Genomic DNA, 25,291 nt, shown 5'->3' with positions numbered 1-25,291 from the left:
AACATAACATGAACATATGGCCCGTCTCGATTTATCCCAAAAGCTCGCCATCCTCAGCGATGCGGCCCGCTATGACGCTTCTTGCGCGTCGAGCGGGACGGCGCGGCGTGACAGTCGCGATGGGAAAGGGCTAGGCTCCACCGAAGGGTCGGGCATTTGTCACGCCTATACGCCGGACGGGCGTTGCATCAGCCTTTTGAAGATCTTGATGACCAATTTTTGCATCTATGATTGCGCCTATTGCGTCAACCGGGTGTCGTCGAATGTACCGCGCGCGCGGTTCAGCGTTGATGAGGTCATCACGCTGACAATCGAATTCTACCGGCGCAATTATATCGAAGGGTTGTTTCTGTCCTCCGGCATCATCCGCTCGCCCGATGCGACCATGGCGGACATGCTGCGCATCGCCAAGCGGCTGCGCGAGGAAGAGCATTTTCGCGGTTATATCCACCTCAAAACGATCCCCGACGCGGCACCGGAACTGATCGCTGAGGCTGGGCTTTACGCAGACCGGCTGTCGATCAATGTCGAACTGCCCACCGATCAAAGCGTGCGGGCCTATGCGCCCGAAAAGAATCCCGCGACCATCCGCAAGGCGATGGGGGATGTGACATCACATCAGGCGGCCACGACTGAACGGAGTTACCGGGGCAAGCGTCCCAAACGCTTCGCCCCGGCCGGGCAATCGACGCAGATGATCGTTGGGGCCGATGGGGCGACGGATGCCACGATCCTGCAGCACTCGACACGGCTTTACGGCGATTATAAACTGCGGCGGGTCTATTATTCAGCCTTTTCGCCGATCCCGGATGCAACGATCAAATTACCGCTGATCAAGCCGCCGCTGGTACGTGAACACAGGCTCTATCAGGCGGATTGGCTGCTGCGGTTCTACGGGTTTGGCGTGGATGAGATTACCGCGGCGCGCCCGGATGGGAACCTTGATCTGGAAATGGACCCGAAACTCGCCTGGGCCTTGCAGAACCGCGCGCTCTTTCCGGTGGATGTGAATAAAGCCAGCAAAGAGATGCTGTTGCGCGTCCCCGGATTTGGCACGCGCAGCGTCGGGCGGATCCTCAGCACGCGGCGGCACCGCAGCTTGCGCTATACGGACCTTCTGCGCCTCGGCGCGTCACTCAAGAAGGCCCGCGCCTTTATCACAGCACGGGATTGGAGCCCCGGCGCCCTGACCGACAGCGCCCATTTACGCGCACAATTCGCCCCGCCGCCCAAACAACTGAGCCTGTTTTGACCATGTATACCGTCCCCCTGCCCCGCATCGGCACCGATATCGCCTGGCGCGATGCTGCCAAAAGGCTGATCGGCGCGGGCATCTCGCCCGACGATATCCTGTGGGATTATGGTGGCGAGATGGGCGCGCTTTTCGCGACGGCAACGCCGCTGCCGCCAGTGACGCGCCGGATCAAGGCACCGCAAAGCTTTGTCGCAATGGCCAATACGGTGATCTGGCACAAGGCCCCCCAGCGTTTTGGCCGCGCCTATGCGCTCCTTTGGCGGCTGCGGCATGAGCCGGGGTTGATGCAGGACCGCGCTGATCCAGGCCTGGCCAAGCTGCGCCAGATGGAAAAGGCGGTGCATCGCTGCCAGCACAAGATGAAGGCGTTCGTGCGGTTTCGCGATCTGCGTCAGGGCGGCGAACGGCGCAGCTTTGCCGCGTGGTTTGAGCCCACGCATCACACGGTCGAGCCAACAGCGCCGTTCTTCGCCCGACGCTTTGCCGATATGGATTGGATGATCGCCACGCCTGACGTCACCGCGCAATTTGTTGACGGGCATCTGTCATTCCATCCCGGCCAGCCCAAACCGGATTTGCCCGAAGATGGGGCCGAGGCGCTGTGGGGCACCTATTTCTGCAACATCTTCAATCCCGCCAGACTGAAGGTGCAGGCGATGACGTCCGAGATGCCCAAGAAATACTGGAAAAACATGCCAGAGGCCGCGCATATCCCTGGACTGATCGCGGGGGCGGAGGCGCAGGTGCAAAAGATGCGTGAGGCGGCCCCGACCCTGCCGCATGCGCGCGCCGCGAAGATCGCCAAGCGGCTGCGCAAGGATCAGGATTAGGCGTTTTTGCGGTTCAGCATGATGCAGCGATATTCAGCTTCGGCCTGCTGTGAAATCCGCGAGATTTCGGCGTTCAACTCGGCCCGTGCGCCTAATCCGCCGCCAAACCCGGCCTGTGGCGCAAAACGCGTTTTCGCGGACCTGATGGCCTCATCAACATAGCGATGGGCCTGCGCCGCACGGTTTTTCGTGCGCTGCTCGGTCTCGCTGGGCACGCAGGCATAAGTGTGGACCATCTCGCGATCCGCGCTCAGGAACTGATATTGCATGCGCCCGGGATAGGCTTGCGTGCTGAGGCCCGAAACATCGCAAGCCGCGAGGACAAGGGCCGCGGCGCAAAGCGCGGTTTTGTGCAGATATCGCATGAAATATCCTTCGATATGGCACCCCCACGCTCTGTCTTAGCTGGATAGCACGCCTCGGAATATCTTCATCGGCCCCAAGCCCCTTATTCGGGCTCAAGTGCTGCACTTTGGCCATAAATGCCGCAGGTCCGAAAAGATGCCGCAAGGGGAACAGAGTATTCACGTCTTTGGCATAGGCGTGTTGTCATAAATCTGTTACAGTTTTCTGAATGAGGAAAAGGCGTGCAGTCATGATAACAAGAATCGCCCTGATATCCGGGGTTTGCCTTGCGCTTGCAACAGCCGCGCAGGCGCGTCTGACCGAGGTCATCTGCGATGATACCTCGCGGCTACAACACCAGTTGGAACATGTGGTCGGTGCCACCCAACAGGCCCGTGGCATCCGCGGCCCCGAAGCCCTGATCGAAATCTGGATCGTCCCACGCAACGGTGATTGGACGATTGTACAGAACTACGCGAACGGCACATCCTGCATCGTCGCGATGGGCGAGCATTGGGAAGAAATGCTGCCGGAACCAGCTTAGGCCGCGTCTGCACTCACCCTACGTGTTAAAAAGAAAGTGCATCACATCGCCATCTTTGACGATATAGCCTTTACCCTCGGCGCGCATCTTGCCCGCTTCTTTCGCCGCCTGTTCGCCGCCTAACGTGACAAAATCGTCGTAGCCGATGGTCTCCGCCCGGATAAACCCGCGCTCGAAGTCGCCGTGGATCACACCGGCGGCTTGAGGGGCGGAGGTGCCTTCCTTGATCGTCCAGGCGCGCGCTTCTTTCGGGCCGACGGTAAAGTAGGTTTGCAGATGTAAGAGGTCGTAGCCCGCACGGATCAACCGGTCGAGCCCCGGCTCTTCCAGGCCCATTTCGCCCAGAAACATCTCGGCCTCGTCAGGATCAAGCTGGCTGATCTCTTCCTCGATCCGAGCCGAGATCACCACATGGCTGTTGCCTTGCGCCGCCGCCATTTCGGCGACTCGCCCGGATTGGCTATTACCGGTGCCCGCACTGTCTTCCTCAACATTGCAGACATAAAGCACAGGCTTGGTCGTCAAAAGCTGCAGCATGCGCCAGGCCTTCGCATCCTCGGCATCCACATCGACCGTCCGGGCGGGCTTGCCATTCTCCAGGGCCTCCTTGGCCATGTTCATCAGGCGCTCCTGCTGGATCGCATCCTTGTCGCCTCCACGCACCTTGCGGACGATGTTCTGCAGGCGCTTTTCGATGCTTTCCAGATCTGCCAACATCAGCTCCGTCTCGATCACATCGGCGTCTTCGACCGGGTCGACGCGGCCATCGACATGGGTGATGTCGTCATCCTCAAAGCAGCGCAGCACATGGGCGATGGCGTCGCATTCACGGATATTTGCGAGGAACTGATTGCCCAACCCCTCCCCTTTTGACGCCCCTTTGACGAGGCCCGCAATATCGACAAAGGTCATCCGCGTCGGGATAATCTGCTTTGAACTCGCAATCGCCGCGAGCTTGTCGAGCCGCGCATCGGGCACTGCGACGTCACCTACATTGGGCTCAATCGTGCAAAAAGGGAAATTCGCGGCCTGCGCGGCGGCCGTCTTGGTCAGCGCATTGAACAGGGTCGATTTGCCCACATTCGGTAGCCCGACGATACCCATTTTGAAACCCATGGCGACACTCCTGATTTGTCGGGCTGCTTCTAGGGGGCCGCCCGCGCGCATGCAAGCGGGGCGCTGGCGTTTGCCCCATTGATTTTCCCGCACACTTCGCGCACAGAGCGAAGAGTTTTGAACCGGGGACATGTGATGAGCAGGATCGACGCGAAATTTGCAGCGCTGAAGGCGGAAGGGCGCAAGGCTTTTGTGGCCTATGTGATGGCGGGCGATCCTGACTTTGAGACAGGGTTGGAGGTTGTTCAGGGCCTGCCGGGGGCGGGTGTGGATATTATCGAACTAGGCATGCCCTTCACCGATCCGATGGCGGATGGGCCGACAATCCAGTTGGCCGGTCAGCGGGCGCTTGAAGGCGGGCAAACACTGGAAAAGACGCTCGATTATGCGCGCCACCTGCGCAAAGTGGATCAGGAGACGCCCATCGTGATGATGGGCTATTACAACCCGATCTATTCGCGCGGTGTTGACCAGTTTCTGGCAGACGCAAAGGCAGCGGGCATCGACGGGCTGATCATCGTTGATCTGCCGCCCGAAGAAGATGACGAATTGTGTATTCCTGCGCAGAAGGCTGGGATCAACTTTATCCGCCTCGCCACGCCCACGACCGATGACAAGCGTCTGCCTGCGGTGCTGAAGAACACGTCCGGCTTTGTCTATTACGTCTCAATGACCGGGATCACGGGGACAGCGGCAGCACAGGCCGCCGATGTCGGCCCCGAAGTTGCACGGATCAAGGCCAGCACCGACCTGCCGGTGATCGTGGGCTTTGGCGTCAAAACGCCCGACGCGGCTGAGGCGATTGCCAAGGTGGCCGATGGTGCCGTCGTCGGCTCGGCTATCGTCGAAAAGATCGGCGCAGGTGAGCCTGTGGCGGATGTGCTGGCTTTTGTGAAATCCCTCGCCGACGGGGCCCATCGCGCCTGAGACGCATTTCTGCGCTAAGCCCATTGCCCCAAACACCCCAAATCGGTAACTATTCATTACCAATTTGAGGATTTTCGCCATGCCCATCATCACCACGATTGATGATCTGAAGCGGCTGCACAAACGCCGCACGCCCAAGATGTTCTACGATTACGCCGAAAGCGGCAGCTGGACGGAGCAGACATTCCGCGAAAACACCTCGGATTTTGATGAGATTCGGCTGCGGCAGCGCGTTGCCGTCGACATGACCAACCGCACCACAGCCAGCCAGATGGTGGGTGAAGATGTGTCGATGCCAGTCGCACTGGCCCCGGTGGGGCTCACCGGCATGCAAGCGGCGGATGGTGAGATCAAAGCCGCCCGCGCTGCCGAAAAATTTGGCGTACCATTCACCCTCTCCACCATGTCGATTTGCTCGATCGAGGATGTGGCGGCCCATACCGAGAAGCCATTCTGGTTTCAGGTCTACACGCTGAAGGACGACGAGTTCATGAAGCGGCTGATTGGCCGCGCCCAAGACGCGGGCTGTTCAGCACTGGTGATTACGCTTGATCTGCAGATCATGGGGCAACGCCATAAAGATCTGAAAAACGGTCTATCAGCCCCGCCGAAATTCACGCTCGCGAGCATGGTGGACCTCGCCACGAAGTGGCCCTGGGGCATCGAGATGCTGCAAACCAAGCGGCGCTTTTTCGGCAATATCGTGGGCCATGCGCAAGGTGTCTCGAACGCATCGTCGCTTGCGTCATGGACGGCCGAGGCGTTCGATCACGCGCTGGATTGGGTGCGAGTGGCGGAACTGATGAAGATGTGGGACGGCAAGGTGATCCTGAAAGGCATCCTTGATGCCGAGGATGCCCGAAAAGCCGCTGATCTTGGGGCGGATGCCATCATCGTCTCAAATCATGGTGGGCGGCAACTGGATGGGGCGCTGTCGTCGATCAAGGTTTTGCCGAGTATTATCGAAGCGGTCGGCGACCGGATCGAGGTGCATCTCGATAGTGGGATCAGGTCCGGGCAGGACGTGCTCAAGGCGCTCGCAATGGGGGCGAAGGGCACTTACATCGGGCGCGCCTTCGTGAATGGCCTGGGAGCGATGGGTGAAAAAGGAGTGACCACTGCGCTTGAAGTGATTCACAAAGAGCTTGATACGACCATGGCACTTTGCGGACGAAGGGATGTTAAAACGCTTGATCGTGACGTGCTTTTGGTCCCCGAAGGATTTGAGGGGCGTTGGATGCCATAGGTGCAGCTTTAGGCGCGCCGATGCTGCGGCGGAGCCTGAAAAGGCAGTTTTGCAGCAAGAAGGGCGAGCGGCACAGCGCAAAGCAACAGCACGGCGACCCCACCGAAAGCGACCCGCAGACCAAAGGCTTCTGACATCAGACCCATCAGCATGGGCGCAAAAAAGAACCCCGAAAAGCCGATCACAGCGGTCCGACTGATCGCCTCCGTCCGCAGATGTGGGACCACCAACTTGCCCACAAGGGCGAGGCCCATCGGCCCGATGACAGAGACGCCAAGGCCCAGGATGCCGAAGCCCAGATAGGCGAAAGCGGGCATTGGAGCGATGGCCGCGATCATGGCGCCTGCTGCCGAGACGACACCAGCGATCAGGATAATGGTCACCTCAGGCAGTCGCGCCGCGACGATCTGCCCTGAAAACCGACCGATTGCCATCGTGAGCCCCAGCATTGCCGGGCCCAGAGCTCCTTCTGCCGCGCCGCCGCCCAATGTGCGCTCAACATGCAAGGCCGACCACGCCTCGACCGTTGCTTCTGACATGAAGGCGACGAGCACAATTGCACCGCATATGGTGATCGGCCAGAGCGGATAGTGACCGCTGTCGTCAGATGCTTGCGCGGTTTGCGCGGGCGCCATGCGGATGAACGGCACAATGGCGAAACAGATTGCGGCAAGACCTGCAAAGACAAAGATGGGTAGCAACCCAGCCTCGCGCGTGAAGCCCGAGATCAGCGCGCTGACAGCGTAGGCCACCGAAAACATCCCGTGATTTGCGTTCATCAAGGGGCGCCCGTGGGCCGCTTCCAACTCGCTCACGCGCGCATTCATCACAACGTCCAGCAGGCCAGACGAGAGGCCGACAAACGCCATCGTAACGGCAAAAAGAAGCGGCACGCTCATCACAGGCGGCAACAGCCATGCACAACACAATGCCACAACCCCAAACTGCATCGCGCGCGCGCCCAGGAACCGATCAGCCAAAGGGGCAAGCCACATCGCCGAAACCAGCCCGGTGGCCGAACCGAGCAGCAATGTTCCAAACATGGCGTCGGAGGCGCCAAGCTGCGCCTTGATCACGGGCACATGGGCGGCAAAGCATCCCCAGAAAAGGCCAATCACCACAAAAGCGGCGGCCGGGCGGCGTGATATGGAAAGGGCTCTTAAGACTGACATGCGTTTCGTGCTGGACGAGAAAGTGCGGCGATGCAAGAGACGCACCGAGCACCAATTGCGCCCATCGCCACTTTCTGGGCATGCTTTTGTCACGAAGGCCTTTGAAGCCTGCAGGCAGCGCCCGAAAGTGCCGGGTCATTTCTTTACCTTTCCTGAAATTATTGTATCAAGCGCCTAAAATTCGACCAAATCTGTGCCTATCCCTGCCGGGTGGTCATCATCTGACTTCAGTTCTTATTGTGGTGAAGGGAAACTCTTATGAGATCTGTGCTCATCGTCGCGGTTGCATGTTTGACAGCGCTGACATTCTTTTTGGCCTCATGGCTGACACCGCAAAGTGCGGCGGGTCTGGCCACCGCCGAAATTGAAGAGGCACAGGCGGCCCTGCGGGCCGAACTGACCGATGCCAATGAACGCAGCGCTGCCGAAATCGCGACGCTCAGCGATGCATCCGCCGCGCTGGAAGAGCAGGTGACGATGCTGACCAGTACCGTGCAGAGCGTCACCGGAGAGCGCGACGCATTGTCTGCGGAACTTGAAACGTTGTCGGCGGAGTTCACCACGGTTTCGACCGAGCTGGGCACGGTGTCAGCAGAATTCGAGACGATGTCCGCAGAGTTGGAAACCGTCACTGCACAGCTGTCTGATGCCAGCACAGCAATTGCGACGCAGACAGATACAGAGGGTGACCTTGCAACACAGGTCACCGGGCTTGAGGCGGAACTGGCCGCGCGCGATGGTCGTTTGGCCGCCGCCCAAGGCACGATTGCCGCACTGATGGCAACTTTTGAGGCCAATACCGCAGAGATCGAGACCCTCGCCGCTCAGATCACCACCTTGGAAGAAGAGGCTGCAGCGACTGCAGCAGAGGTTGCCGCCCTGGAAACAAGTGCGACGGCAAATGTGGCCGAAGATGTTGATGGTCAGGTTGCCGCCTTGCAAGACGATATCGCCGCATTGCAGGCTGACACGACATCCTTGCAGGAAGAGGTTGCAGCCCGGGATACGGAGATCACCGACCTCAATGCAGCCCTCGCGGCGCTGACCGAAGAGCGTGACGCAGCGCTCGCCGCCGCGGACGCGCCAAGTGAAGAAACAACCGCCGCGTTGGAGACGCTGACCAACACGCTGGCCGAACGCGAGGCGCAGATCGCCACGCTGGAAACGGACCTTGCGACGGCTCAGGAAGCGGGTGAGGCGACAGCCGCTGAAATTGTTGAACTGACCGCCACGATCACGACGCGCGATGAGGCAATTGCAGCGCTTGAAGCCGCAAATGCAGAAGCAGTCGAAGCAGCAGAAGCGCAATCAGGCACTGCTGATGAACTCGCCGCGCTTACTGCAAGCGTAGCAGAGCGGGACGAAACGATCGCGTCGCTGGAAGCGAGCCTTGCTGCAGCAAATGAAGCGGCAGCGGCAGCAACAGAAGCTGCCGAGGCAGCTGCGGCTGTCGAAACGCCTGATGTCGCGGCACTAGACGCCGAGATCGCAGCCCTGAACGAACAGGTCGACGAACAGACCCGCATCATCCAGAATCTGCGCCTTGGTTTGGGTAACCCGGATATGCCGGCAGAGGAACTGGCACAGGTCTGCGATGCGCGGGCGGCCACGATCCTCGAAGCGTCACAGATCACCTTTGATACGGGCACCACTTCGATCAATAGCGATTCTGCCGAGACACTCGCCGAGCTGCGCGACATCGCCATCGGCTGCGCCAATGCGGACCTGATCATCGAGATTGGCGGCCACACCGACAGCCAGGGCGCCGAGGAAAGCAACCAGGCAATCAGTGAAGCACGCGCACAGGCCGTGTTGGACTTCATGGTCGATGGCGGTGTGTCACCAGACTACATGGTTGCTGTTGGCTATGGCGAGACCCAGCCGATTGCCGACAACGGCACATTCGAGGGGCGCGCCGCGAACCGCCGGATCACGTTTGAGTGGCAGGTACAGACCGCCGCTGCAGAGGACGCTGAAAACGCTGTGGAAGAGGGCGCTGACACGGCGGAAGAAGACACCGCAACAGATGATGCGCCCGAAGAGGGTGCTGAGGCGGTGGATGAAAGCGCCGCTGACGCAGAAGACGCAACCGAAACCACAGACGAGTAGGAAGAATTCGATGTCACCACTATTGCTTCAAATCTTTGCATTCATGCTTGTCACATTCGCTCTTGGCATGGGGCTCGGCTGGGCAATCTGGCGCTTTGACCGCTCATCCGATCAGGCGCTGGAGACCATGAAAACCGAGATCGATTTCTGGCGCAGCAACCTCGAACAGTGTCGGCACGAACGCGACAACGAACAAAAGGCAGTCGCGGTGCTGCACGAAGAAAAGAAAATGCTCAAACGCCGTATCGCCTCGCTGGAGGCGAAACCAAAGTCCTGAGCCTCAGATCGCGGTTAGAATAGGGCCGCACCTGAACACATGAATGCACCGCCTGATCCAAGAACCGGGTCAGGCGGTTTTGATTTGAGGCTGTCTTGAATCTCTCAGCGCGCCACTGCAGATCGGGCGCGGCCCGGTTTAGACGGTACCAGTATATTCTCCACGCGCCGGGTAGCTGTTCTTGATCGCAAAATCCAGCGCCCCCACAAGTTCCGAGAAATGGGGCCGGACGAAGGGCATGGTCTGGACGGAGCCGTAGTAGAGTGACTGTTCAGGCGTCACCATAAAGAGGCCGGGTTCAGAGAAAAGCGCCGGCTCCTCGATCCCGATCGACGTCTTGCCCCGTGACGTCGAAATGTAGAGGCCCCATTCACGCGCCTTTGCCAGCGATAGATCATATGCAAAGCGAAGCGTGTCGGCTCCGATCTTCGTGGCCATCTCGCGGGCGCGATCCTCGCCATCCGAACTGACGGCAATGGTCTTGACCCCGCGTTCGGCAAAGTCGGAGACCCGTTTCTGAAACTCGGTCAGGTAGGTGGCACAAATCGGACAATGCAGGCCGCGGTAAAAGCAGATGACTGTGCCGCGTTCGGATGCATCGTTCGATAGATCAAACGCGCCGTGATCCAGCGTGGGAAGTTGCAGGTCAGGGGTTTTCTGGCGGGGCATTAGCATGACAGGTCTTTCTGACTGGAAGGTTGCATGCCAACCCTATCAGACATAGGATCGACTAAATCCCAAAAAACAGACTAAAAGTCCCAAATGGAACGATATGACCGGCTGACCACCCTGATCGACAGGTTCAAGTTGACCGTTGCACCGGCAATGCAGCACGACGCTAACCTTGTGGTCTATACCGCAGTGATCGGAACGCCTGACCGGGCGCTTTTTCGCACGCGCGGTACAGGTTTCGAAGACGCCGACGAACAGGTTCTTTTCCGCGCGCATGTTGATTGGAGCGGTGCTGACAACCCGCTGCTGACAGCCCTCCCCGAAATCGTCGAAATCGACCTGTCCGGCGATGCCGACAACACCGGCCTCGTCCGGATGATGCAATCCGAAATCACCGCACAAAGATGCGGTGCGGATTCGGTGCTGAGCCGTCTTGGCGAAGTCTTGATCGTGCGGATGATGCGCGCGTTGATCGAGGAAGGCGCAACGCAGCCGGGTCTTCTGGCCGGTCTCTCTGATCCACGGCTGAGCCAGGCGATTGTTGCAATGCATGACCGTCCGGGAAAGGCATGGCGCAACGAAGACCTCGCGCATATCGCAGGTATGTCGCGCAGCCGCTTCGCCGAGAGGTTTCTTGCCGCCGTCGGCGAACCTCCGGCCGCCTATCTGCGTCGTTGGAGGCTGACGCTGGCGCTGCAGGACATTACGAAGGGCGACAGGGTAGACGTGGTCGCAAGGCGCTATGGTTTCGCGTCCTCCGAAGGCTTCACAAGGGCCTTCAAAAAGCATCACGGTAGGACACCAATATTGTTACGGCATGCCCGCCTGCATGAGGCCGGTGGTGCAGCCAAGGCGCCTGTGGACGCTGCCAACAGGTTGTGAGAACAAGACCTGACGTTATTGTTCACGCCTTCCCGTTCCAAACTGCCACAAAACGCTTTCCAAACACGCGAATCCCTCCTATACGGCAGCCTTCATCGGGCTCGGACACCCTTGGAGGCGGGCCCCTACATCGAAGGAAATATACTATGGCTGGACAGATCCCAGATCTTAACGCCACGGTACGTGCGGGGACAGGCAAGGGGGCCGCCCGCCAAGCTCGCCGTGATGGCGACGTACCTGGCATTGTTTATGGCGGTGGGGCAGACCCACAGGCGATCAACATCCCATTTAACTATCTGCTGACAATGCTGCGCAAAGGTCGCTTCATGTCGACGCTCTTCAACCTCAAGGTCGAGGGTCAGGAAGACGTGCGCGTGATCTGCCGTGGCGTGCAGCGCGATGTAGTCAAGGACCTGCCCACACATATCGACTTGATGCGTCTTAAGCGCACGAGCCGCGTGAAAATCTTTATCCCCGTTGAGTTCTTGCACGCAGATACCTGCCCTGGTGTCAAAAAGGGTGGCGTTCTGACCGTTGTGCGTAACGAGGTTGAGCTTGAAGTGCTTGCCGGCGACATCCCCGAGAGCATTCAGGTTGATCTGGCTGAAGCGCAGATGGGCGACACGATCTCGATCAGCTCGGTCACGTTGCCGGAAGGTGCAAAGCCGGTCATCACCGACCGAGACTTTGTGATCGCGAACATCTCTGCACCGCGTACAGTTCTGGCTGACGATGAAGAGGGTGGCGATGACGTTGCCGCTGACGAAGTGCCAGCCGGCGCTGATCAGGACAGGGCGGACGCGTAACGCGCCCGACACAACGACTTTTTCGAAGGGCACCATGTTGATGGTGCCCTTTTTGTTTGGCACCGCCTGGCGCCGGATCACACCAATTTGATCGAGCGCGCGCGTCCAATCATGACATGCTACTGCGACGTGCAGAGGTTTAGATGAAGAAGCAACGCAAACGCCCGCAGCGCAAGGCGAAACAGACGCAACATGCGCAGGCCGAAAAGAAACCCGCGACCAACCGGTGGGCACTTTTGCGCAATGGGATCCTGCTGGCCGCTCTTGTGGGTGTGGGCGGCGCATTTGCAGCCAATACCGTGATGGCCACAATGGCCGAGCATGATTTGGCACGTGTTGGTCAGGGCGTACCAATGGTCGTGCAGGTGCATGACCGGCAATGCACAAGCTGCCAGCAATTGCAGCGCGAGACCCGCGCCGCGCTCAAAGCCTTTGCCGAAGACGAGTTGCAATATGCTGTGGCCGACATCGCCAGCACGTCCGGCGCAGCATTCGCCAACCAATATGGTGCGCCACATGTGACATTGCTGTTCTTTGATGGTGCGGGCGGATATCAGGGACAATTGCGCGGCGTACGACCGCGCGATGAATTGCAGACTGCCTTTGCGCGGCTTGTCGCAGCAGACAGCTAAAGGGCGGCTGGTGCTGCAGCGCGGCATCAGCTACATTGCGCTCATGAAGTTGATTGTTGGTCTTGGTAATCCGGGCGCGAAATACGCGCAAAACCGGCATAATATCGGGTTTATGGCCGTGAACCGGGTTACATCCGATCACGGCTTTGGCGCGTGGCGGTCCAAGTTTCAGGGGCAGATTGCAGATGGCCGGTTTGGTTCGGAAAAAGTCACGCTCCTGAAGCCCGAGACCTTCATGAACCTCTCCGGGCAATCTGTGGGCGAAGCGATGCGCTACCTCAAGCTCGCCCCGGAAGACGTCATCGTCTTTCACGATGAGATTGATCTGGCCCCCGGCAAGGTCCGGCTGAAGACCGGCGGTGGGCATGCAGGTCACAACGGCTTGCGCTCAATCCACGGGCATATCGGGCCGGATTACGACAGGGTCCGTTTGGGCGTGGGGCATCCGGGGCATAAGGATGCGGTGCCGGGATATGTTTTGCGGGACTTTCCCAAGGCAGATGCGGAATGGCTGGACGATCTGATACGCGGGATCAGCGACGGGATCGGCGACCTTGTCGCCGGTGACGGGCCGAAATTTCTCAACGCCATTGCGCTGCGTGTGAACCCGCCCCGGTCATCCACCTCGGCACCAAAGCCAAAGCCTGGGCGCGAACCTGTGCCGGAGCCCGAAGATGACCGCTCCCCCTTGCAAAAACTGGTGGACCGGTTTCGCTAGCGCCTGAACACATATCATCTGCCTTTGCTTTTCAGGCCAAGGCCTGCAGCAATCTAGGTTCGCCCTTTATGGAGCGTTTGATGCGGGCCTGCGCCACGATGCCATGGCCCGCTGGCACTATTCGTGACCGGATATTTGGTTGGACGGGCAATATCACCGCCAGCGGACAATCGGTGCCATTGCGCCTGGCCGGTGCTTTGCATGCATTGCATCTGCATGGGCATGACGTGCTCGCCGCCGTCTACCCACCCCACGAGGTCAGCGACGGAGATCTGTGGCGTGCGGTTTGCATGACGCTTGTCGCCGATGCGGATCACATTGATCACTGGCTCAACAGCGCGCCACAGACAAATGAAGTGCGGCGGTCTGTGGCATTGATCGCGGTCGGGCATTGGCTGGCTGAGCGTTACGGCCTGCCGATGCGAACATCCGAATTGGGGGCGAGCGCGGGGCTCAACCTCAATTGGCATCGCTATGCGATGGTCGCCAGTGATGCGCATTTTGGGGCCGCCGATCCCGTTCTGACCCTGCGCCCGGACTGGGACGGCCCCCTGCCCCCAGCCTCTGCACCACGCGTCGTGGCGCAGGGCGGCGTTGATCTGAACCCGCTTGATCCGCATGTGCATGCGCTGCGCCTGCAATCCTATCTGTGGCCAGACCAACCGCACCGGCTGGAGTTGACGAAGGCGGCCATAGCCGCAGCTGATACACAAGTCGTGCAAGGTGATGCCGTTGACTGGCTGAAAGACCGCCTGCCACATGTGGCGGGTCAACTGCACCTGATCTACAGCACCGTCGCCTGGCAGTACTTTCCGGCGGAAAAACAAGAAGAAGGCACCGCGCTGATTGCCGAAGCCGGTGCAGCCGCGACTAAGAACACTCCCTTGGCCTGGTTCGGCATGGAAAACGATGGCAGCGGGCGCGGTGCGGCGCTGACCTTGCGGCTATGGCCGGGTGATCTGTTCTTTGATCTGGGCCGCGCGGATTTCCACGGGCGCTGGGTCAAATGGGCACCGGAGCAGCGCGATCAGCATAGTTAAAGCGCGAGTGGGACAAATCCGAGGCCCGACGCAGCGTCCAATTTCGCCGCGATGATCACAGTTGCCCTACCTGCGCTGATAACGGCATGGTGCGATCAAGACAAAGGGAGGCAGGATGCGCAAGGCAGCAAAATGGGCGGGTGGGTTCATTCTCATCCTTGCACTCGCATTGGGAGGCATGGCGATCTGGAAACGGGAAGAGGTCGTTCGACTGATGGGCGTGCTCGATCTCTTCTCCGAAGAGAAGATCGTCACGAACTTCTCGAACATGAACGCCATCTTTCTGAACCGGCCCTTTGCCATGACCCGGATCGCGCCGAGCCCTTTGCCGTCAGGAGCACCGGCGACTTTACCGGAGGCTGTGTCAGATTGGGTGGCAGAGCGCAGCGTGACGTCACTTATCGTACTAAAAGACGGTGCCATCGTGTTTGAGGAATACTATCAGGGTACCTCGCGTGAGGACGTGCGCATCAACTGGTCGGTCTCGAAGAGCTATCTCTCTGCGCTCATGGGGATCATCCTTGCCGAAGGTGCGATTGGCAGCGTTGACGATCTGGTGGTGACCTATGCGCCAGAGCTTGCTGCCTCGGCCTATGCAAATGCCAGTATCCGGGATGTTTTGCAGATGGAGTCGGGCGTGACCTTTAACGAGGATTACCTAGACTTCTTTTCCGACATCAATCGCATGGGACGGGTTCTGGCACTTGGTCGGTCGATGGATGCCTTTGCTGTCGCGCAAGACGAAAGCTTCGCGGCCCCGGGCGCGGAATGGCAATATGTCTCAATCGATACCCATGTGCTGGGGATGGTCATCCGCGGCGCGACGGGGCGTGACGTACACGATCTGATGGGTGAAAAGATACTCAGGCCAATGGCCCTGGAAGGGGCGCCTTATTATCTGGTCGATGGTTTTGGCACGGCGTTTGTTCTGGGCGGGCTCAACATGACGACGCGGGACAATGCCCGCTTTGGCCAGATGTTCGCCAATGGCGGGCGCTGGAATGGGCAACAGATCGTACCCGCCAACTGGGTAACGCAATCGACGATGCCGACAGCCAACACCGCCCCCGGCGCAATCGGCTACGGCTATCAATGGTGGATCCCAGATGGATCATTGCCGGGGCAGTATCTGGGTCGTGGCATTTACGGCCAATACCTTTATGTTGATCAGGTGAACAACGTGGTGATTGCCACACACGGGGCGGATCGTGCCTTTCGCGAGGTGGGCGTCCAAGCCCAGAACGAAGCCATGTTCCGCCTGATTGCAGAAAGCCTTTGATATGGAAAAAGACCCGTCCTTCAACGTTCTTGGCAGCACGCTCGCACCGTGTTCAACCGACCCGATGACGGGGTTCTTTCGGAACGGCGCCTGCGATACCTGTGCGGCGGATCAAGGCAGTCACACGGTTTGTGCCGTGATGACGGACGAGTTCCTGGCCTTCTCAAAATATGTCGGCAACGATCTGAGCACAGCGCGCCCGGAATATGGGTTCGCCGGGCTCAAACCCGGTGATCACTGGTGTTTGTGTGCAAGCCGCTTCCTGCAGGCGCATGAAGAAGGCTGCGCACCCCGCGTGAACCTGCATGCCACACATGTACGCGCCCTTGATATCGTGCCGATTGACGTGTTGCGTAGCCACGCCATGGCGGACGATTTGCCGTAATTGGGGCGTTCCTTAGTTCACAGTGATCGTAATCGGCTCGCTCAGCACCGGCGGATCATGTGGTACATGGGTCCAATCCCCCAAAAGAAGCTGCAGTGTATGTGTTCCGGCTGGCAGCTCTTTGGTGACCTGAGTTTGCCCGCCGCCGAAATGCACGATCTCGTCAGTGGCAGGCAGACCCGATTCCATATCGAGCGTCGCAGGATCAGTATTGATCAGCAGGTGATGATGGCCCGTATTATCCATCTCAACATTTGCCGGCGCGATGCCCATCCCTTCGAGCCCAAACACGATTGTAACCGGGTTGGTCACGCTCTCTCCGTCGCTGGGCGAAATGATATAGGCGCGGGCGCCATCCGGTGCCGGGCTGCGATGCCCATCTGCAAAAACCGGTGCAGCCGATAACAAGGCCGCAGTCGCAATCGCAATGATGCGGTTCATAGTTTCCTCCCCTTTTTCGTCATGTCCTCTGGCGGACAAGTAGGGCGATGACCCGCCGCAGCAACTCTGCACCCCGGATGCCGGGTACCGCTTCGGGCGTTTGAACAGGGATTTGCGAATCAGGTGGACGGACAATGCGGCACTTGGGCGTCGCATCCCAACCTTGGCGATAATCCAGTCGGATGCCCGCAATTAGTTCGCATCTGCACCGCATTTGGAGCGAAAAGAAGGGAATCCCGCTATTTCACCACGGCATCAAACTGCCTATAGTCTCTTGAAAAGCGGGCACAAACGCGCATTCGATGTTAAGTTACTGTTTGGGAGGCCAAATTTATGATCCGATCCGAGCTCATCCAGAAAATCGCCGACGAGAACCCTCATCTCTACCAACGAGACGTCGAAAAGATTGTAAACACGATTTTCGAAGAGATCACGGATGCGATGTCGCGCGGTGACCGCGTGGAACTGCGGGGCTTTGGTGCCTTTTCTGTGAAAAAACGTGATGAGCGCATCGGGCGCAACCCGCGCACAGGTGAATCCGTGCATGTCGAAGAGAAGCATGTGCCGTTCTTTAAGACCGGTAAGCTTTTGCGGGATCGGTTGAACGGCAATTAGAGCCGGTTCAATTCACGCGCGAAATGCGCTACATCGAATCGTATGAAAACCATTCGTTATGCTTTTTGGGCCCTCGTGGGCTTGTGTTTGATCCTGATCGGGCTCGCAAATCGTGACATTGTGACCGTCCGGGCCATGCCGGAAGCACTGGCAGAGTTGCTGGCCATCTCGCCTGATGTGCAATTGCCGCTCTTTGTGGTGATCTTTCTGGGCGTTGGTGCGGGCCTCATGATCGGGTTCTTTTGGGAATGGGTGCGTGAACATCGGATGCGCGCCGACGCCAGAGGGCAGCGGCGCGAGGTCGAGAACCTCAAGCGCGAGGTCCAGCAATTGCGGGGTGCTGCCGCCGGGGCCAAAAGCGACGACGACGTTTTGGCGCTTCTTGAAAAGACGGGCTGATGCCAACCGACATTCGGGTAAAGATTTGCGGTCTGCGTGATGCAGACGCCATCGCTGCGGCTACAGATGCTGGTGCCGCTTATGTGGGCTTCGTTTTCTTCCCGAAATCGCCGCGCCATGTCTCGCTTGAGCAGGCTTCGATGCTTGCAGCCGAAGTGCCGCTCGGCGTGGCCAAGGTCGCATTGGTCGTGAATGCGACGGATGCCGAACTGGATGCGATCTGTGGGCAGGTACCACTTGATATGTTGCAACTGCACGGCTCCGAAACGCCAGAGCGGGTGAGCGAGGTGCGTGCACGCTACGGCCTGCCGGTGATGAAGGCCGTGGGCGTGGCAGATGAAAGCGACCTAGCGCAGCTTGATGTTTACGGTCAGGTGGCCGATCAGCTTTTGGTTGATTCAAAGCCCCCCGAGGACGCTGACCGCCCTGGCGGCAATGGCGCGACTTTCGACTGGAACCTGATTGGTCATCGCCGCTGGCCGGTACCCTGGATGCTGGCGGGTGGTCTGACCGTAGACAATGTGGCAGATGCTTTGGTCGTCAGCGGCGCGCGTCAGCTGGATTTATCGTCAGCGGTGGAACGCACACCCGGTGTCAAAGATCCTGCAAAAATTCGGGAATTCATGGACGCGGTGCAGAAGGCTTAACCGGTCGTTTACCAGCGCAACTTAGCGTTAGATACATGAACCAGACGTTCCAACGCATGACCCCAGAGATATGGTTTCGGCACTTGTTTTCGGCGCAGGCAGCGTTGGATGGTGGTGTTGTCCGTCGCAAAACACGCGACATGGAGCGCATTGTGGGCCGGGATGTATTTGTCGCAGAATTGGAACGGCGCGGCTATTCGGCAGTCGAAAACGCCGATCAGGTCATTATTTTCTGCAACGCACAGCCCGTGCGCGTATTGGCCAGTTAGCCAATTCCTGGCACAGGAATTGGTGTCAAATCCTCGATGAGGATTTGTTTCCAGACTTTCTGCGAAAGTCTGCGACCGGATGGCGGCTTTACCTCCTATTCGCTTGGCGATAGTTCTGCCAAGCGCGAAACTTGCAGGTGTTCCTATGGCCAACGATCTTTTCAACAGCTTCATGACCGGCCCCGACGAAAAGGGCAGGTTCGGTGATTTCGGGGGCCGCTTCGTCTCTGAAACCTTGATGCCGCTGATCCTTGAGCTTGAAGAGCAATATGAGCACGCCAAGACCGATGACAGTTTCTGGACCGAGATGCATGATCTCTGGACGCATTATGTCGGGCGGCCCAGCCCGCTCTATCATGCTGAGCGCCTGACAGAGCATCTGGGCGGCGCCAAGATTTATCTCAAGCGGGATGAGTTGAACCATACCGGCGCGCACAAGATCAACAATGTGCTGGGCCAGATCATCCTTGCCCGGCGTATGGGCAAATCCCGCATCATCGCGGAGACCGGCGCCGGCCAACACGGCGTGGCGACGGCGACCGTCTGCGCCAAGTTTGGCCTCAAATGCGTGGTTTATATGGGCGCCCATGATGTGGAGCGGCAGGCCCCGAACGTGTTCCGCATGAAGCTGCTGGGGGCAGAGGTTGTCCCTGTCACCTCAGGCCGCGGCACGCTGAAAGACGCGATGAACGATGCGCTGCGCGATTGGGTGACCAATGTGCGCGACACGTTTTACTGCATCGGCACGGTCGCGGGGCCGCACCCCTATCCGGCCATGGTCCGCGATTTTCAGGCGATCATCGGCAAGGAAACCAAAGAGCAGATGCAGACCGCCGAAGGCCGCCTACCCGATACGATCATCGCAGCCATTGGTGGTGGGTCCAACGCGATGGGTCTGTTTTACCCCTTCCTTGACGACAAGGAAGTCCAGATCATCGGGGTTGAGGCGGGCGGCAAGGGCGTGAACGCCAAGATGGAACATTGCGCCTCGCTCACCGGTGGCAGGCCTGGCGTGTTGCACGGGAACCGCACCTATCTTTTGCAGGATGATGTTGGTCAGATCCTTGAAGGGTTTTCAATCTCCGCTGGGCTCGACTATCCCGGTATCGGCCCCGAACATGCCTGGCTGCACGATATTGGTCGGGCGGAATATGTGGCGATCACCGATAACGAAGCGCTGGAAGCGTTCCAGCTTTGCTGCGCGCTTGAGGGAATCATCCCCGCGCTTGAGCCCTCGCACGCGCTCGCACATGTGATGAAGATCGCCCCAGACCTGCCGCGTGACCACCTTTTGGTCATGAATATGTGTGGCCGGGGCGACAAGGACATCTTTACCGTGGCAAAGCATCTGGGCTTTGACATGAAATCTTAATAGTCGATGAACAAGGCCTAAACTTTGGTTTAGACCCGTCTTTCAAGGGTTTACCGAAACCCTATTAAACCCATGACCCATAGTGGCATCGGGTCTTTCTTGCGATCACGCTGGGGAACGGTCCGCATGGTGCAGGCCGGCAACCCAAAGGATCGCACGATGAAAAAGACACTTCTTTCCACCACCGCCATCTTTGCACTGACGGCAAGCGCGGGCTTTGCCCAATCCATTGCAGATCAGGTGATCAGCCAGCTTCAGGAACAAGGCTATGAACGCATTGAGGTCGTCAACGGCCCCAGCCAGGTCAAGGTCGAGGCGGTTCGCCGCGGACGCAAGCTCGAAGTCGTCTATGACGCGGCAACGGGTGCTATTCTCGACGAAGAAGTCGGACCTGTCGATGACGATGATGAGACAAGCCCGGGCATCGAAGTTTCTGACGATGATGAGGATTTCCTTGACGACGATGAAGATGAAGACGCTGACGAGGATGATGAGGACGAAGACGACGACGAGGATGATGACGACGATGACGACGACGATGATGACGACGATGATGACGACGACGAGGATGATGACGACGATGACGACGACGATGACGACGAAGATGACGACGATGAAGATGACGACGAGTAATCAACGTGCTATGGCGTGGTGATGATTAAGCGTGTTATCTTATGTATCGCACTGGTTGGGGCGCCGTTTGCAGCGGCGGCCCAATCCGTGCAGGAGCAAGTGATCACCCAATTGCGGGCGCAAGGGTTTACGAACATCACCGTCGAAATCACCCTTCTGCGTCGCTTGCGGTTCGAGGCCCAGCGCGGCGGCCAAACACGTGAACTTGTAATCACGCAAAGCGGTGAAGTTATGCGCGACCGCTGGTTGAGTGGAACCGTTATAATTCCCGGCGGTTCGACGGGCAACGATGACGAGGATGGAGGTTCCAGCACATCTGGCGACGGTTCTGGTAATGGTGGCGCCGGTTCAGATGATGGTGGCGGCAACGATGACGACGAGAATGACGACGAAGAGGATGATGACGACGACGATGACGACGATGATGATGACAACGACGACGACGACGATGACGATGACGATGACGATGACGATGACGATGACGATGAATAAAGTCGTCTGAATTCTAAGAAAGCGACTGTCCCCCGTGAAGCGCCATTGGCACATGCTTGTGATCGTCTGCATTCAGATGCTGTGCGCGTTCTTCTTTCTTTCGCAGATTCTCGGGTCAGTTCTTGGCCTCGCACCATTCAGCTGGCAGGTACATGAACTGATCGAGCTGGGCGCGGCATTGGGGTTGCTGTTAGGTGTGGGCCTTGGCTGGATTGTTCTGCGCCGCACAATGGCCCGCAACATCGTGGTTGAGGATCAATTGCGGGTGGCCTCTGGCGCATTCATGGACGTGATGGAAGAGAAATTCACGCTGTGGGAATTGACACCTGCCGAGCGTGACGTGGCTCTTTTCGCCATCAAGGGCATGTCAACGCAGGAGATTGCCGCGCTGCGAGAGGTCAGCGAGGGCACGATCAAGGCGCAGACCAATGCAATTTACCGCAAGGCAAATGTTTCAGGGCGCACGCAGCTTCTGAGCCTGTTTATCGACGATCTCATGGCGGATGCGGCATCAAGCTGACCTATGGTCACCCAAAATCACGCAATATTTGCCAAGATCCGACCTGTTTGAGAGATCGGTGGCATCGGCTGGTCAGCCAGTGCTTTTCATTTATTGCGCAAGTCGGTAATTTTGTTGCGCGCAGATCACAGCCCGAAAACCCCTTGTTTTTGTCCGGTTGAGCGAATCCGCCTCCAACACCTATTCAGCAAGTCCCGATCAGACGGATCGGACCCTAACGGCCAGAGGTGATCACTCTGCCGGTGCGGGCGGCACTGCCAGCCCCGTATGCCAGGGCCGGGAGGTTGGATTGGGGTTGGCTTAAGGTGCCAATGTTCAATGTAGCTCATCGGTAGAGCGGTAGATTTTGGTTCTATTGGGAGCGGGTTCGAATCCCGTCATTGAAACCCACGGTAAATGGGAAACCATTGAGGTTCGATTCCTCACAAACGACGTCTGCGAAACGTCCTTCATACGGGTGTCCGGGGTTGCCTCAGCAGGGGTGAACTGCCCGCTTGCGGCTGCCTTGGTGGCTGCAAAACGAACGGTCATCGCTGCTCTGCCCTTTCGGCGGCGGCTGGCGATGGCAGGCACGGCCTTTGGTCCGGCAGCGGGTGGTCTCAATCGCCCCGACCCGCGCCATCGGTCCTGCCTGCCCGCTCTCCTGTCTGCCCCCGATGGGGCATGGCGCGGGGCGGCCCCGGATATCTTTCACACCTGTCACCCATTCCGGGTGCAACCCAAACCAAACCCAAAAGGAGATCGCATTGCGACACCGATGTTAACCGCAAGAGAATGAAGGAGAAAAATGATGTTGCGGCTATTTGATACACTCACCGGCCACCGGCGGCTGGTCCTGACCGAAAACGACCGGGCTATCCTGACCCGCAAAGGGCGGATTGTCGCCTTGCTGGGCGCAGGCGAACACCGGATCAAGCGCGACGACGTGGTTGAGTTGTACAACTTGACCTCTGCCTCCTTCACAAGCGCGAACCTTGAGACGCTTTTGCGGGACGCGCCTGATCTTGTGGCCGAACATCTGGTCGAAGTGCGGACAGGTGCGACAGAGGTCGCATTGGTCATGCGCGACGAGAGGCTGTTGACAGCGATTGGTCCTGACGGACGGCGGCACCTTTGGGCGGATATGGGCCCCTTCGATGTCACGCGGCACGACGTCGCTGCGGATGTCCTGGTGCCCAAAGACGTCGCCAAGCGGCTGGCGCGGGCGCGGCTGACGACCTTAGTCACTGCGTTTGACATCCCCGAAGGGCATGTCGGCGTGATGACCCTTGATGGGACAGATCCCACTGTCCTCACAGCCGGTGCGCACACGTTCTGGAACGTCGGGCCCAAAGTCGCGGTCAAGGTCGTGGATACACGGCTGCGGTCGCACGATGTGACAGGCCACGAGATCCTGACGCGGGACCGGGTGACGCTGCGTGTGAACCTCGCCGCCGATTTCCGGGTCGTGGACCCCGTGAAAGCCGTCACCAAGGTCCGGGATTTTGAAGAAGCGCTGCACCGGGCGCTGGGTCTGGCCTTCCGGCGGACGCTGGGGGCGCTGACGCTGGACGCGCTTCTGGCCGACAAGGTCGCCGTTGACGAAGGTGCCGCAAACGCGGTGCGGGCGGAGATGGCAGCACTTGGTGTTGAGGTGGGTGCGATCGCTTTGAAAGACGTGATCCTGCCCGGCGAGATGCGGGACATCCTGACGGCGGTGGTCGCCGCCGAAAAGGAGGCCGAGGCCAACGTCATCCGGCGGCGGGAAGAAACGAACGCCACGCGGTCGCTTCTGAACACCGCCAAGGTGATGGCCGAGAACCCTGTAATGCTGCGGCTCAAAGAGCTCGAAGCATTGGAGGTCATCGCCGGCAAAGTCGAGCGGTTGACCGTGCATAACGGCACCGCGGGCCTCTTGGCCGACGTCGCCAAACTGCGCGATTAAGACGAACCCATCCGAAGGCAACTTCGGGTGGGTTCTTTGTTGCTGATCAGTAAGGCCGTTCGATCCCCAGCGTATCAGCCAGGCGCTCCCAGGTCACGGCCTCGAAGCGTTCGGGCCATTCCGCGCCAATGGCCTCAGCGCGTTTGCGTGCGCGGGGCAGAAAAGCAGCCGCATAGGCCAGATGCGCATCGATCATCGCCTGCCGTTCGGGCACGGGCGGCGGCATTGAGACCAGCAGCGCCTTTTGCTCATCGGTGATCAGCCGATTGAGATGCAAAATCCCACCCCGATGGGGCGCATCCGTCTCTGCAATCAGCAAATCCACCAGCTTATTGCGCAGATGGAAGATGCCCAGCACGCCGTTGATGTACTCCTCGCGACCGGCAGCCAGATGCAAAAGCCCCAGAATGCGAATGAACTCCTCAACCTGATAGATGAACCGTTTGGAATCCGCGATCGGGGATGCCTTGATCTCAGGCAGCGTTTCATAGATCCCGTCATGATCGAAAAGCACCTTGAGCGTGCTTTGGGTATGCCCGCGCATCTGCTCTGGTTTCAGGATGATCACATCCGTCCGAGTCCAATCCTCTGTGATCGCGTTGATGAGGACCGGCACGGTTGTGCGATCCCACCAAAGCACAATCTCGCCCGTCTGTGCGACCGCCTCGCGCCAGATCGCGGCGACGGCGTCGCTTGCGCCATCATCCGCGACCATCACGAAATCAATGTCGCTATAGGCGTCGGCCATGCCATTGCCGTAACTGCCGGAGAGAAAAAGCGCCTGAATGCCGGGGGCGTCCCGTACCGCCTTGGTGATGGTGGCAATTACATCGGTGTGGTCCATGACACGTCCTTGTTTTCCGAGGATGGTTAAGCGTCCTCTAGCACAATCGGCTCTGGTCGCCCCACCCGGCAGAGGTCACAAATCCGCACGGCCTCCGTCACGCCCATCAGGACGAGATCGCGAAAGCTCGGCAACACGTAAGGATCAGCGCGGCTGTAGTCGACGGCATAACCGATATCCTCAAACGCCGCGACAGAGAGACGGCTGAGCGGGCGTTCTTTTCCCGACAGAAATCCGGTCAGCAACTCATCGCCAAAAATCAACTCGCGCCAATGCCCTTCGCGAGTTCCCTCCCCGCCTGTGTTGGACAAAGGCACCGCATCACCGCCCTCAGGATCAAGTGCCGCATATTCGCGGATCGATGCGGGGCCTGTAAAACGCGGGTCCATCGACCCCCGGCCCCGGATCAGGCGCTTGCGCGCCCAGAGCGTGCCAAAGCCCAGCACATGCGCCATCTCGTGCAGGATCACATCCTCAAACCGCCCTTCACTCTCTAGCTTTGCGACATCCGCGCTGTCGAATTGCATCACACCTGTCACCGGCAGCCCCGTGTCACCACGCAAGGCCGTGGGGCCGGCTTGGCCCAGAATGCCGCTTTCACCATCGATGTCTTCGATCGTGGCATCGATGCGCACACCGGTCAGCACCTCACCATCGACTTCGGTTGGCGAGAACGCGGTATCAATAACCGTATCCCACCGCCGCGCCGCCCGGTCGAAGACCCCACGGCGCGCGGCGGACATCCCTTCCGCGAAATTCAAGGTGATCATGATCGCCTTCCTCCTTGTGGGTTGTGTGGGGTAACAAATCAAAGCCTGCGCCGGGATGAAAGCAGAGGTTGTAAGATCGGCGCCCGATGGCTGACCTTAAGGGCGCCGACTGACCAAATGCTGCTAATGC

General features: G+C 58.9%; 31 protein-coding genes and 1 tRNA gene. 25 read left to right on the top strand and 7 right to left on the bottom strand.

The window, feature by feature from the left end; all coding sequences use genetic code 11:
- The first annotated feature begins 16 nt into the window (after positions 1-16).
- Together SLH49_RS08435 and SLH49_RS08430 are read left to right on the top strand one after the other, a co-directional pair.
- A complete protein-coding gene (locus SLH49_RS08435; RefSeq protein ID WP_320268725.1) occupies positions 17-1,252 on the top strand; it encodes a putative DNA modification/repair radical SAM protein in 1,236 nt (411 codons plus the stop codon).
- Between the two features lie 2 nt (positions 1,253-1,254).
- Complete coding sequence (locus SLH49_RS08430; protein ID WP_320268724.1) at positions 1,255-2,085, top strand: TIGR03915 family putative DNA repair protein; 831 nt, start codon at positions 1,255-1,257, stop codon at positions 2,083-2,085.
- Here the strand turns inward: SLH49_RS08430 and SLH49_RS08425 are convergent.
- Positions 2,082-2,450 carry a hypothetical protein gene (locus tag SLH49_RS08425; protein ID WP_320268723.1) on the bottom strand — a complete coding sequence of 123 codons (369 nt, stop codon included), beginning with the start codon at positions 2,448-2,450 and terminating at the stop codon, positions 2,082-2,084. The two genes, SLH49_RS08430 and SLH49_RS08425, sit on opposite strands and share 4 nt — an antisense overlap.
- 230 nt (positions 2,451-2,680) lie before the next feature.
- On the opposite strand from SLH49_RS08425, the gene SLH49_RS08420 reads away from it, so the two are divergent.
- Positions 2,681-2,974, top strand: coding sequence for a hypothetical protein (locus SLH49_RS08420; protein ID WP_320268722.1), 294 nt, complete (start codon positions 2,681-2,683; stop codon positions 2,972-2,974).
- 18 nt (positions 2,975-2,992) lie between these two features.
- On the opposite strand, the gene ychF is transcribed toward SLH49_RS08420, so the two are convergent.
- Positions 2,993-4,090 carry a redox-regulated ATPase YchF gene (ychF, locus tag SLH49_RS08415; RefSeq protein ID WP_320268721.1) on the bottom strand — a complete coding sequence of 366 codons (1,098 nt, stop codon included), beginning with the start codon at positions 4,088-4,090 and terminating at the stop codon, positions 2,993-2,995.
- A 135-nt stretch (positions 4,091-4,225) separates the two neighbouring features.
- On the opposite strand from ychF, the gene trpA reads away from it, so the two are divergent.
- Both trpA and SLH49_RS08405 read left to right on the top strand, forming a co-directional pair.
- Entirely contained in the window at positions 4,226-5,017 is a 792-nt protein-coding gene (gene trpA / locus SLH49_RS08410; protein ID WP_320268720.1) for a tryptophan synthase subunit alpha, read from the top strand.
- A 79-nt stretch (positions 5,018-5,096) separates the two neighbouring features.
- Positions 5,097-6,263 carry an alpha-hydroxy acid oxidase gene (locus SLH49_RS08405; RefSeq protein WP_320268719.1) on the top strand — a complete coding sequence of 389 codons (1,167 nt, stop codon included), beginning with the start codon at positions 5,097-5,099 and terminating at the stop codon, positions 6,261-6,263.
- Between the two features lie 8 nt (positions 6,264-6,271).
- Here SLH49_RS08405 and SLH49_RS08400 read toward each other — a convergent pair whose 3' ends face one another.
- Complete coding sequence (locus SLH49_RS08400) at positions 6,272-7,435, bottom strand: MFS transporter (protein ID WP_320268718.1); 1,164 nt, start codon at positions 7,433-7,435, stop codon at positions 6,272-6,274.
- Positions 7,436-7,693: 258 nt separating this feature from the next.
- Here SLH49_RS08400 and SLH49_RS08395 point away from each other — a divergent pair, with 258 nt between their 5' ends.
- Both SLH49_RS08395 and SLH49_RS08390 read left to right on the top strand, forming a co-directional pair.
- Positions 7,694-9,544, top strand: a complete 1,851-nt coding sequence (locus SLH49_RS08395) for an OmpA family protein (protein WP_320268717.1) — start codon at positions 7,694-7,696, stop codon at positions 9,542-9,544.
- A 10-nt stretch (positions 9,545-9,554) separates the two neighbouring features.
- Positions 9,555-9,821: a hypothetical protein gene (locus SLH49_RS08390; RefSeq protein WP_320237475.1), complete on the top strand. Its 267-nt coding sequence runs from the start codon at positions 9,555-9,557 to the stop codon at positions 9,819-9,821.
- A gap of 138 nt (positions 9,822-9,959) precedes the next feature.
- Here the strand turns inward: SLH49_RS08390 and SLH49_RS08385 are convergent, their stop codons facing one another.
- Positions 9,960-10,496, bottom strand: coding sequence for a peroxiredoxin-like family protein (locus tag SLH49_RS08385; RefSeq protein ID WP_320268716.1), 537 nt, complete (start codon positions 10,494-10,496; stop codon positions 9,960-9,962).
- An 87-nt stretch (positions 10,497-10,583) separates the two neighbouring features.
- Here SLH49_RS08385 and SLH49_RS08380 point away from each other — a divergent pair, with 87 nt between their 5' ends.
- The 7 genes from SLH49_RS08380 (at position 10,584) to SLH49_RS08350 (ending at position 16,235) form a co-directional block, all read left to right on the top strand.
- Complete coding sequence (locus tag SLH49_RS08380; protein WP_320268715.1) at positions 10,584-11,375, top strand: AraC family transcriptional regulator; 792 nt, start codon at positions 10,584-10,586, stop codon at positions 11,373-11,375.
- 146 nt (positions 11,376-11,521) lie between these two features.
- Positions 11,522-12,181: a 50S ribosomal protein L25/general stress protein Ctc gene (locus tag SLH49_RS08375; protein WP_320268714.1), complete on the top strand. Its 660-nt coding sequence runs from the start codon at positions 11,522-11,524 to the stop codon at positions 12,179-12,181.
- Positions 12,182-12,324: 143 nt separating this feature from the next.
- On the top strand, positions 12,325-12,813 hold the full coding sequence (locus SLH49_RS08370; RefSeq protein WP_320268713.1) for a hypothetical protein: 489 nt from the start codon (positions 12,325-12,327) through the stop codon (positions 12,811-12,813).
- A gap of 43 nt (positions 12,814-12,856) precedes the next feature.
- Positions 12,857-13,531, top strand: coding sequence for an aminoacyl-tRNA hydrolase (gene pth / locus SLH49_RS08365; protein WP_320269775.1), 675 nt, complete (start codon positions 12,857-12,859; stop codon positions 13,529-13,531).
- 11 nt (positions 13,532-13,542) lie between these two features.
- The gene (locus SLH49_RS08360; protein ID WP_320269774.1) at positions 13,543-14,571 is read left to right on the top strand and encodes a DUF2332 domain-containing protein; all 1,029 of its coding nucleotides are present in this window, start codon (positions 13,543-13,545) and stop codon (positions 14,569-14,571) included.
- Between the two features lie 115 nt (positions 14,572-14,686).
- Positions 14,687-15,850: a serine hydrolase gene (locus tag SLH49_RS08355; protein ID WP_320268712.1), complete on the top strand. Its 1,164-nt coding sequence runs from the start codon at positions 14,687-14,689 to the stop codon at positions 15,848-15,850.
- A 1-nt stretch (position 15,851) separates the two neighbouring features.
- Entirely contained in the window at positions 15,852-16,235 is a 384-nt protein-coding gene (locus tag SLH49_RS08350; protein ID WP_320268711.1) for a DUF2237 domain-containing protein, read from the top strand.
- A 12-nt stretch (positions 16,236-16,247) separates the two neighbouring features.
- Here SLH49_RS08350 and SLH49_RS08345 read toward each other — a convergent pair whose 3' ends face one another.
- Positions 16,248-16,676, bottom strand: coding sequence for a DUF4399 domain-containing protein (locus tag SLH49_RS08345; protein ID WP_320268710.1), 429 nt, complete (start codon positions 16,674-16,676; stop codon positions 16,248-16,250).
- Positions 16,677-17,009: 333 nt separating this feature from the next.
- Here SLH49_RS08345 and ihfB point away from each other — a divergent pair, with 333 nt between their 5' ends.
- The 11 genes from ihfB (at position 17,010) to SLH49_RS08290 (ending at position 23,547) form a co-directional block, all read left to right on the top strand.
- Positions 17,010-17,291: an integration host factor subunit beta gene (ihfB, locus tag SLH49_RS08340; RefSeq protein WP_320237465.1), complete on the top strand. Its 282-nt coding sequence runs from the start codon at positions 17,010-17,012 to the stop codon at positions 17,289-17,291.
- 42 nt (positions 17,292-17,333) lie between these two features.
- Positions 17,334-17,690, top strand: a complete 357-nt coding sequence (locus SLH49_RS08335; protein WP_320268709.1) for a LapA family protein — start codon at positions 17,334-17,336, stop codon at positions 17,688-17,690.
- Positions 17,690-18,337, top strand: coding sequence for a phosphoribosylanthranilate isomerase (locus SLH49_RS08330; RefSeq protein WP_320268708.1), 648 nt, complete (start codon positions 17,690-17,692; stop codon positions 18,335-18,337). The genes SLH49_RS08335 and SLH49_RS08330 overlap by 1 nt, the downstream gene beginning before the upstream one ends.
- Positions 18,338-18,372: 35 nt before the next feature.
- A complete protein-coding gene (locus SLH49_RS08325) occupies positions 18,373-18,606 on the top strand; it encodes an N-(5'-phosphoribosyl)anthranilate isomerase (protein ID WP_320268707.1) in 234 nt (77 codons plus the stop codon).
- A gap of 145 nt (positions 18,607-18,751) precedes the next feature.
- Positions 18,752-19,978, top strand: a complete 1,227-nt coding sequence (trpB, locus tag SLH49_RS08320; protein WP_320268706.1) for a tryptophan synthase subunit beta — start codon at positions 18,752-18,754, stop codon at positions 19,976-19,978.
- A 159-nt stretch (positions 19,979-20,137) separates the two neighbouring features.
- A complete protein-coding gene (locus SLH49_RS08315) occupies positions 20,138-20,611 on the top strand; it encodes a PepSY domain-containing protein (RefSeq protein WP_320268705.1) in 474 nt (157 codons plus the stop codon).
- Between the two features lie 21 nt (positions 20,612-20,632).
- On the top strand, positions 20,633-21,103 hold the full coding sequence (locus tag SLH49_RS08310) for a hypothetical protein (RefSeq protein ID WP_320268704.1): 471 nt from the start codon (positions 20,633-20,635) through the stop codon (positions 21,101-21,103).
- Between the two features lie 52 nt (positions 21,104-21,155).
- Complete coding sequence (locus SLH49_RS08305; protein ID WP_320268703.1) at positions 21,156-21,623, top strand: helix-turn-helix transcriptional regulator; 468 nt, start codon at positions 21,156-21,158, stop codon at positions 21,621-21,623.
- 314 nt (positions 21,624-21,937) lie between these two features.
- Positions 21,938-22,009, top strand: a tRNA-Gln gene (locus SLH49_RS08300).
- A 122-nt stretch (positions 22,010-22,131) separates the two neighbouring features.
- Positions 22,132-22,401, top strand: coding sequence for a hypothetical protein (locus tag SLH49_RS08295; RefSeq protein WP_320268702.1), 270 nt, complete (start codon positions 22,132-22,134; stop codon positions 22,399-22,401).
- Between the two features lie 9 nt (positions 22,402-22,410).
- Positions 22,411-23,547, top strand: a complete 1,137-nt coding sequence (locus tag SLH49_RS08290; protein WP_320268701.1) for a slipin family protein — start codon at positions 22,411-22,413, stop codon at positions 23,545-23,547.
- Between the two features lie 46 nt (positions 23,548-23,593).
- Here SLH49_RS08290 and SLH49_RS08285 read toward each other — a convergent pair whose 3' ends face one another.
- Both SLH49_RS08285 and SLH49_RS08280 read right to left on the bottom strand, forming a co-directional pair.
- Positions 23,594-24,391: a nucleotidyltransferase domain-containing protein gene (locus SLH49_RS08285; RefSeq protein ID WP_320268700.1), complete on the bottom strand. Its 798-nt coding sequence runs from the start codon at positions 24,389-24,391 to the stop codon at positions 23,594-23,596.
- 26 nt (positions 24,392-24,417) lie between these two features.
- Complete coding sequence (locus SLH49_RS08280) at positions 24,418-25,161, bottom strand: leishmanolysin-related zinc metalloendopeptidase (RefSeq protein WP_320268699.1); 744 nt, start codon at positions 25,159-25,161, stop codon at positions 24,418-24,420.
- Positions 25,162-25,291 lie beyond the last annotated feature (130 nt).

This window comes from Cognatiyoonia sp. IB215446 (assembly GCF_033963825.1).
Classification (GTDB): domain Bacteria; phylum Pseudomonadota; class Alphaproteobacteria; order Rhodobacterales; family Rhodobacteraceae; genus Yoonia.
The sequence above is the reverse complement of the archived record's forward strand: the minus strand, read 5'-3'. Positions and strand labels throughout refer to the sequence as shown.

Bases quoted from the DNA above. Each gene is read 5' to 3' on its own strand.
- SLH49_RS08405 (WP_320268719.1), top strand. From the start codon at position 5,097: ATGCCCATCATCACCACGATTGATGATCTGAAGCGGCTGCACAAACGC.
- SLH49_RS08395 (WP_320268717.1), top strand. From the start codon at position 7,694: ATGAGATCTGTGCTCATCGTCGCGGTTGCATGTTTGACAGCGCTGACA.
- SLH49_RS08385 (WP_320268716.1), bottom strand. From the start codon at position 10,496: ATGCTAATGCCCCGCCAGAAAACCCCTGACCTGCAACTTCCCACGCTG.
- SLH49_RS08400 (WP_320268718.1), bottom strand. From the start codon at position 7,435: ATGTCAGTCTTAAGAGCCCTTTCCATATCACGCCGCCCGGCCGCCGCT.
- ihfB (WP_320237465.1), top strand. From the start codon at position 17,010: ATGATCCGATCCGAGCTCATCCAGAAAATCGCCGACGAGAACCCTCAT.
- SLH49_RS08290 (WP_320268701.1), top strand. From the start codon at position 22,411: ATGATGTTGCGGCTATTTGATACACTCACCGGCCACCGGCGGCTGGTC.
- SLH49_RS08390 (WP_320237475.1), top strand. From the start codon at position 9,555: ATGTCACCACTATTGCTTCAAATCTTTGCATTCATGCTTGTCACATTC.
- SLH49_RS08285 (WP_320268700.1), bottom strand. From the start codon at position 24,391: ATGGACCACACCGATGTAATTGCCACCATCACCAAGGCGGTACGGGAC.
- SLH49_RS08430 (WP_320268724.1), top strand. From the start codon at position 1,255: ATGTATACCGTCCCCCTGCCCCGCATCGGCACCGATATCGCCTGGCGC.
- SLH49_RS08305 (WP_320268703.1), top strand. From the start codon at position 21,156: ATGCTTGTGATCGTCTGCATTCAGATGCTGTGCGCGTTCTTCTTTCTT.
- SLH49_RS08420 (WP_320268722.1), top strand. From the start codon at position 2,681: ATGATAACAAGAATCGCCCTGATATCCGGGGTTTGCCTTGCGCTTGCA.
- SLH49_RS08375 (WP_320268714.1), top strand. From the start codon at position 11,522: ATGGCTGGACAGATCCCAGATCTTAACGCCACGGTACGTGCGGGGACA.
- trpB (WP_320268706.1), top strand. From the start codon at position 18,752: ATGGCCAACGATCTTTTCAACAGCTTCATGACCGGCCCCGACGAAAAG.
- ychF (WP_320268721.1), bottom strand. From the start codon at position 4,090: ATGGGTTTCAAAATGGGTATCGTCGGGCTACCGAATGTGGGCAAATCG.
- SLH49_RS08315 (WP_320268705.1), top strand. From the start codon at position 20,138: ATGAAAAAGACACTTCTTTCCACCACCGCCATCTTTGCACTGACGGCA.
- trpA (WP_320268720.1), top strand. From the start codon at position 4,226: ATGAGCAGGATCGACGCGAAATTTGCAGCGCTGAAGGCGGAAGGGCGC.
- SLH49_RS08380 (WP_320268715.1), top strand. From the start codon at position 10,584: ATGGAACGATATGACCGGCTGACCACCCTGATCGACAGGTTCAAGTTG.
- SLH49_RS08325 (WP_320268707.1), top strand. From the start codon at position 18,373: ATGAACCAGACGTTCCAACGCATGACCCCAGAGATATGGTTTCGGCAC.
- SLH49_RS08280 (WP_320268699.1), bottom strand. From the start codon at position 25,161: ATGATCACCTTGAATTTCGCGGAAGGGATGTCCGCCGCGCGCCGTGGG.
- SLH49_RS08345 (WP_320268710.1), bottom strand. From the start codon at position 16,676: ATGAACCGCATCATTGCGATTGCGACTGCGGCCTTGTTATCGGCTGCA.
- SLH49_RS08370 (WP_320268713.1), top strand. From the start codon at position 12,325: ATGAAGAAGCAACGCAAACGCCCGCAGCGCAAGGCGAAACAGACGCAA.
- SLH49_RS08425 (WP_320268723.1), bottom strand. From the start codon at position 2,450: ATGCGATATCTGCACAAAACCGCGCTTTGCGCCGCGGCCCTTGTCCTC.
- SLH49_RS08335 (WP_320268709.1), top strand. From the start codon at position 17,334: ATGAAAACCATTCGTTATGCTTTTTGGGCCCTCGTGGGCTTGTGTTTG.
- SLH49_RS08355 (WP_320268712.1), top strand. From the start codon at position 14,687: ATGCGCAAGGCAGCAAAATGGGCGGGTGGGTTCATTCTCATCCTTGCA.
- pth (WP_320269775.1), top strand. From the start codon at position 12,857: ATGAAGTTGATTGTTGGTCTTGGTAATCCGGGCGCGAAATACGCGCAA.
- SLH49_RS08435 (WP_320268725.1), top strand. From the start codon at position 17: ATGGCCCGTCTCGATTTATCCCAAAAGCTCGCCATCCTCAGCGATGCG.
- SLH49_RS08350 (WP_320268711.1), top strand. From the start codon at position 15,852: ATGGAAAAAGACCCGTCCTTCAACGTTCTTGGCAGCACGCTCGCACCG.
- SLH49_RS08310 (WP_320268704.1), top strand. From the start codon at position 20,633: ATGATTAAGCGTGTTATCTTATGTATCGCACTGGTTGGGGCGCCGTTT.
- SLH49_RS08330 (WP_320268708.1), top strand. From the start codon at position 17,690: ATGCCAACCGACATTCGGGTAAAGATTTGCGGTCTGCGTGATGCAGAC.